The organism is Oceanobacillus caeni, from assembly GCF_019037185.1.
Classification (GTDB): Bacteria; Bacillota; Bacilli; order Bacillales; family Amphibacillaceae; genus Oceanobacillus; species Oceanobacillus caeni.
This window is the reverse complement of the sequence record NZ_JAHHXM010000039.1, coordinates 22,431-29,071: the sequence shown is the minus strand read 5'-3', so window position 1 is coordinate 29,071 and position 6,641 is coordinate 22,431. Positions and strand designations below refer to the sequence as shown.

The window sequence follows — 6,641 nt, the reverse complement described above, 5'->3', positions numbered from 1 at the left end:
CTGCAAAAAGTTTTCCCTAAAGAATCTCAATATGACGAAAACATGTTCTTATAGGGGAAAAAAGGTAAACTTAAAATTTCTGAATATTGACATAAAAATAGAGATATGTTATAATTACTTATCTTAAAGAAAGGGTGATGTGAATGATTCAAGTTAATGTAACTGTTGACTATGAAGGACAACTATATCATACGAATGTGATTACGAACTCTCATGTAACGCAAGAAAAGATCCTTCAATTAGCATTAGACCAAGTGAAAAAACAATTAACTGAGACGGAAAATTAAACCTTTCTATCTCCCCCTGTATTTCACCCTGCATAATACTTCCTTATACAATCTTTTCACTTCATATATCCTATTCAACTATCATTGTTAAAAACTCAATTTCTGAAGAAAATAGTTAACTTACCTTTTGAAAGAAAATAAAAAATGGGGATACCTTTTCAGTACCCCAATTTTTTATTGTTTTAATTAATTCTTATTTAGAATCTCCAACGTTTTGTCGAATTCATCTTCAATTTCCTTATTTGGTTTAAATGTTAGGATACTTACGATGTAAGCTACAATTAAATTTAAAATAAATCCAGGTACAATCTCATATAAATAACCTGAGAGTGCCGTAGATCCCCAGATAAATGCTGTTACTGCACCAACAATCATTCCTGCTAAGGCACCCGTTCCAGTAATCTTCTTCCAATATAATGAAAGTAAGATAATCGGGCCAAATGACGCCCCAAACCCAGCCCAGGCAAAGGAAACAAGACCTAATATGGTATCATTTTGTTGCCAAGCAAATATACCAGCAATGATGGAAACAGCTAAAACTCCTAAACGGCCCAAATTTACATATGTTTTATCGGAAACTTCCTTTTTAACTAAAGTTTTAAAGATATCTTCTACTAAAGCTGAGGAGGTCACGAGTAATTGTGAAGATACAGTACTCATAATTGCGGCAAGTACCGCAGCTAACATAATCCCTGCAATAAATGGATGGAAAATAATTTGGCCCATCACGATAAAAACAGCTTCTGGATTATCTAACGTAACATTTGGGTTCTGTTGGAAATATGCAACACCTATTAGTGCTGTTGCAGCAGCACCAACTAAAGATAGAATCATCCAACCAATGCCAATTCTTCTTGCCGATTTTGTTTCCTTCACATCTTTAATCGCCATAAATCTAACAATGATATGTGGTTGACCAAAATATCCGAGTCCCCATGCTAAAGATGAAATAACGCCAGCAACCGATGCAGTTGCAAAAAAGCTAAGTAAATTGATATCTACCGAACGAATGGAGTCTAATGTTTCACCAATTCCCCCGTTTAAAAATAACCCGCCGATTGGAACGATGATGAGTGCAAAAAACATAATTGTTCCTTGGATAAAGTCAGTGTAACTAACTGCAAGAAACCCACCTAAGAAAGTATAAGCTATAACAACAAGTGCAACAATAATTAACCCAGTATGATAGCTGTAACCAAAGGAACTTTCAAAAAACACGCCACCTGCAACCATTCCTGATGATACATAAAACGTAAAGAATACTAAAATAACGATACCTGAAACTATCCTTAATAATTTGGAATTTCCTTTAAAACGGTTATCAAGAAAACTTGGTATGGTAATGGAGTTGTTTGACACTTGAGTATAAACACGTAAGCGCGGTGCAACTAAATACCAATTAAGCCATGCTCCAATTGTTAGACCAATTGCTATCCAACCTTCTACTAAACCTGCAACATAAATAGCACCGGGTAATCCCATCAATAACCACTGGGACATGTCAGCCGCTCCGGCACTTAGAGCTGAAACTGCTGGACCAAGATCACGCCCACCTAACATATAATCGCTAAAGTCCTTCGTACGCCTATATGCATACCATCCGATAGAAACCATTCCAGCTAAATAAATAATAATTGCTATTAATTGATACGTAATATCCGTCATTTTTTCTCCCCTTTATGAATAATTTTATTTGCCAACATAACATGAAATAAAGAAGACTTCCATCGGTGGGGGGCCTTCTTCCCCCACTGATGGTTAGTCGCGCTTATCAAAGCCATACAAGCAGTTGATCTTCACACATTCTTTCATTTTTCCATAGATGAAACACGAAAACAAGTGATATAATCATTATTTATGTCTTAGGAGATAGGAATCTTTTTCCTTTCTCCTATCTTTTCGATTTTTTCCTCCAAAAAATAAACGATAATACTATAATAGCACTTGTAACAATAGGCTGTTTTTTTAATCGATTGTCTTTCGTGTACAACTTATCTTTTACAATTAAATTTATATTTTGAGGGCGCTCCGCTAAACGACGCATAAAATAACCAAACCAATCTGTTCCGAACGGGATATACGTACAGAAATTATAACCTTCTTTTGTTAGTTTATATTGTAATTCCGTTCGAAACCCATACAACATTTGAAATTCAAATCTATCTTGACTGACACCGTTTTCATTTATAAAATGGATTAATTCCTGAATAATATGATGGTCATGAGTAGCTATAGAAGTAAAGGAATGACCCAACAATCTTTCCTTTGCAAGTGAAATAAATTCTCTATCAATTTCATCCTTTGTTTGGTATGCGACTTCATTATTTTCTTTGTAAGCACCTTTAACAATTCGAATTCGAACATCTTTTAATTTTTCAAGATCTCCTTTTGAACGATATAAATAAGATTGGATGACTGTCCCTACATTTTCATAGTGTTTCCGTAATTCCTTTAAAATTTCTAGGGTAGGTTCATAGTGAGAATAATCTTCCATATCAATATTAATGAATATATTATATTGGTTTGCCTTATTTAGAATTTCAAGCATATTTTCTACACAAAACGCTGAATTAATATCTAATCCAAGTTGCGTTAATTTAACGGATATATGACAATCAAGTTGTTCAACGTAAATTCTGTCTAACGTATATAGAATTTGTTTCTTTGCTTTTATTGCTTCTTCTTTTAAAAAGACAAACTCTCCTAAATGGTCGAGAGTACAGCTTATGCCCGCTTGATTTAGTTTCTTGATTACTCCTATAACTTCATCGATTTCTGTACCGGGAACAAATTTATTCGCTCCTAATCGAAATCCCCAACGTTTCGCATTTTTATTTAAAAACTTATTATTTGATAAAGCGATAAAGAAATCTCTTGAAAGATTTACCACTCCGCATCTTCCTTTTTTGGTTTTGGATGAATACGAAAAGCTTTTTTAAAGAATGTTCAAAAAGCTAATGAAGATGACATTTCGTTAGCAATAGCGGATTAGGAAGGCCGACTAAAAACAGACATTGCGCTTTTAGTCGACCTCAGTCCTTTTCATCCGCCTTTTTGAACCCACACTTTTAATAGGTTTCCGAAACTACCTTCGCTTCTAGGAAATGTAGCAAGTAATCGGGGCCCCCTGCTTTAGAATCTGTACCTGACATTTTAAATCCACCAAATGGTTGATAACCTACGATTGCCGCTGTACATCCCCTATTAAAGTACAAATTACCTACGTGAAAATCGTACCTGGCTCGTTCTAAATGTTCACGATTATTGGAAATTACCGCTCCGGTTAATCCATAATCCGTATTATTTGCAATATCTATTAAATCGTCAAAATCCTCACCCTTAGTAAAAGCCACAACCGGCCCGAAAATTTCTTCTTGCATTATTCTTGCATCTGGTTCTACATCTTTAAAAATCGTTGGTTTAACAAAATATCCTATTGAATCATCCGACTGACCACCAAATATCAACTTACCTTCTTTCTTGCCAATTTCAATATAAGTCCTAATTTTTTCGAACTGCTTTTTATTTGCAACGGCCCCCATATAGAAGTTATTCTCTGTTGGGTTACCGATGGTTAACCCTTCTGTTTTTGCGATTACTTTCTCAAGCACCTCATCGTAAACATCTTTGTGCACAACCGCTCTTGAACAGGCGGAACACTTCTGACCCGAAAAGCCAAATGCTGAGTGAACAATTGCGTCTGCTGCCAAATTTAAATCTGCACTATTGTCGACGATAATAGTATCCTTTCCACCCATCTCAGCAATAACACGTTTTAAATGTTGTTGCCCCTCTTGCACTTTTGCAGCACGTTCATAGATTCTAGTACCAGTCTGGCGTGAACCTGTAAAGTTAATAAATCTCGTTTCCTTATGATCTACTAAATAATCCCCTAATTCTACTGGGTCCCCCGGAATGAAATTTAATACCCCTTTCGGAAGTCCTGCCTCTTCTAACACTTCTACCATCTTATAGGCAATTACAGGAGTATATTCAGATGGTTTTAATAATACTGGATTGCCTGCAACAATTGGGGCAACTGTAGTTCCGCAAACAATTGCAAACGCAAAATTCCACGGTGGAATAACTACACCAGGTCCCATAGGTTTATAGAAATAGGAATTATGCTCATTTTCCCTACTATTTAACGCCTTACCTTGTGATAGTTCTAAAATTTGTCTTCCATAATACTCTAAAAAGTCAATACCTTCTGCAGTATCCCCATCAGCCTGATCCCAAGGTTTTCCTGCTTCATAAACTAACCATGCAGAAAATTCATACTTACGACGACGTACGATGGCAGCTGCTTTAAAAAGGATATCCGCACGTGCTTGAAAGGATATTTTTCTCCAACTATTAAATGCTTCTAAAGTAGCTTCATATGCCTGATCCACATGTACTTTCGTAGCTTTAGCAACCCTTCCTATAACTTGTTTCTTATTAGCGGGATTTACAGATACCAATTGATCTTCAGTATAAATTTTTTCCCCATTAATAATGAGAGGATAATCTTTGCCAAGTTCTCCTTCTACTTTTTTCAATGCCAATTTAAATTCTTCTTGGTTAGTCTCATTCTTAAAATCAGTAAATGGCTCATGTTTAAAAGATAATACCATATTAAAGCCTCCCTTATTCTTTTTATATTTCTCTCTCATTTATTACATGCAAAAACTGTGCCAATTATTTTTATCTATAAAGAAAACTTCCATTTGTGAGGGAATTCCTTCATCCTTACTGATGGTTAATCAATCTTATCGAACCTTTACGGGCAGTTGATCTCCCCTGAAGTTTGAGGTGGAAGTCTTACTGCCCGTTTAGGTGGGATGAAAAATAATGTAACCCTTCCCGTAAACAAGATGCGTCTAATTCGAACGTCAAAGAATATATAGGAGAGTGTAAATTTTATTTACACATATGTAAACAGAACTTACAATATATTAACAATAATGGCATTCTTTGAAAGAGAGGGATCACATGGATCATTTTTATTTAGAGGCAATTTTATCAGCTGAGGATGATGCGATTACTGTCATTAACCAACATAAAGAAGTTCTCTTCTGGAATGATGCTGCTGTACAAACGTACAATATACAAAAGTCAGAAATCTTAAACAAGAGGATTACAAATTTTTTTCATAATGAAGATTTAATGGTTTTAAAAGTTCTTCATTCTAGAATACCTGTTAAAAATACTTACCATCGTCCACGAAATGATAAACACGTTGTAATTAATGCTTCACCTGTATTTAATGAAGGAGGAGAATTAATAGGAGCCGTCTCTTTGGAAAGAGACATTACCTCTATTGTTAGATTAAATGATAACCTTCACACGAAATCTGAGGAATTAAATGAATTAAAACAAAAGATGCTTCATTTAGATGAAACATCACCTTTTTCTAAATTAATTGGAAATAGTGCAGCCTTAAGCGAAACTATTCAAATAGCAAAAAAAGCGGCAAATACGGATGCCACTACATTAATTCTTGGAGAAAGTGGGACTGGTAAGGAAGTTTGCGCACGCGCCATCCATGAGGCCAGTAGTAGAAAGAATGGTCCATTTATACCTGTTAATTGCGGAGCCATTCCTAGTGCACTTTTTGAAAGTGAGTTATTTGGCTATGTAGGAGGTGCTTTTACTGGTGCAGACAAGAAAGGGAAAGCGGGAAAAATTGAAATGGCAGAAGGTGGAACATTATTTTTAGATGAAGTAGGAGAACTTCCATTTGAAATGCAAGTAAAACTACTCCGAGTCTTACAAGAAAGCGAACTTTACAGAATTGGTGAAACAAAAGGAAGAAAAATAAATGTAAGATTTATCGCGGCCACCAATCAAAATCTAGAAAATTTAATGAACAATCAACAATTCCGCCCTGACTTATATTATCGCTTGAATGTTATCCAAATAAAAATGCCCCCATTAAGGGAAAGAACCGATGATATCATAGAATTATGTCAACAGTTTCTCCAACAATTTGCTTCAGAATATCAATCTACTATTCCAATCCTAGCAGAAGATGCAGTACAAGTAATGAACGAATACCACTGGCCAGGAAATGTTCGTGAACTTAGAAATGTTGCACAACGAATGATCATTCTGTCAGATCAGTCTATCATTCACAAAACAGATATGGACCAACTATTGCAGCATGGGCATTTTACCCCATTATCATCTAATGCCTTTACTAGCAGTACGTACCCAAAAGAAAAACAGTTAATTGAACAAATGCTAAATCAAATGAACGGAAATAAATCAGCTACAGCAAAAAGACTCGGTATATCACGCGTTACCCTTTATAAAAAATTAAAGAAATATGATATTGAAGTAAAATAAAGCTCAGAGAGGTTCCCCTGAGCT

Annotated in this window: 5 protein-coding genes; 2 read left to right on the top strand and 3 right to left on the bottom strand. The window is 35.3% G+C overall.

Annotated elements, in window-relative coordinates; genetic code table 11:
• The first annotated feature begins 143 nt into the window (after positions 1-143).
• Complete coding sequence (locus tag KM885_RS15395) at positions 144-287, top strand: BA3454 family stress response protein (RefSeq protein WP_114335155.1); 144 nt, start codon at positions 144-146, stop codon at positions 285-287.
• 186 nt (positions 288-473) lie between these two features.
• Here KM885_RS15395 and putP read toward each other — a convergent pair whose 3' ends face one another.
• The 3 genes from putP to pruA all read right to left on the bottom strand — a co-directional run bounded on the left by putP (position 474) and on the right by pruA (position 4,903).
• Entirely contained in the window at positions 474-1,952 is a 1,479-nt protein-coding gene (gene putP, locus KM885_RS15390; RefSeq protein ID WP_047184235.1) for a sodium/proline symporter PutP, read from the bottom strand.
• 226 nt (positions 1,953-2,178) lie between these two features.
• Positions 2,179-3,177 (bottom strand): proline dehydrogenase family protein, encoded by a 999-nt coding sequence (locus KM885_RS15385; RefSeq protein ID WP_047184234.1) that lies wholly within the window; start codon positions 3,175-3,177, stop codon positions 2,179-2,181.
• 178 nt (positions 3,178-3,355) lie between these two features.
• A complete protein-coding gene (pruA, locus tag KM885_RS15380; RefSeq protein ID WP_047184233.1) occupies positions 3,356-4,903 on the bottom strand; it encodes an L-glutamate gamma-semialdehyde dehydrogenase in 1,548 nt (515 codons plus the stop codon).
• A gap of 358 nt (positions 4,904-5,261) precedes the next feature.
• Here pruA and KM885_RS15375 point away from each other — a divergent pair, with 358 nt between their 5' ends.
• Positions 5,262-6,617, top strand: coding sequence for a sigma-54 interaction domain-containing protein (locus KM885_RS15375; protein WP_047184232.1), 1,356 nt, complete (start codon positions 5,262-5,264; stop codon positions 6,615-6,617).
• Positions 6,618-6,641: the final 24 nt, after the last annotated feature.

Bases quoted from the DNA above. Each gene is read 5' to 3' on its own strand.
- KM885_RS15395 (WP_114335155.1), top strand. From the start codon at position 144: ATGATTCAAGTTAATGTAACTGTTGACTATGAAGGACAACTATATCAT.
- putP (WP_047184235.1), bottom strand. From the start codon at position 1,952: ATGACGGATATTACGTATCAATTAATAGCAATTATTATTTATTTAGCT.
- pruA (WP_047184233.1), bottom strand. From the start codon at position 4,903: ATGGTATTATCTTTTAAACATGAGCCATTTACTGATTTTAAGAATGAG.
- KM885_RS15375 (WP_047184232.1), top strand. From the start codon at position 5,262: ATGGATCATTTTTATTTAGAGGCAATTTTATCAGCTGAGGATGATGCG.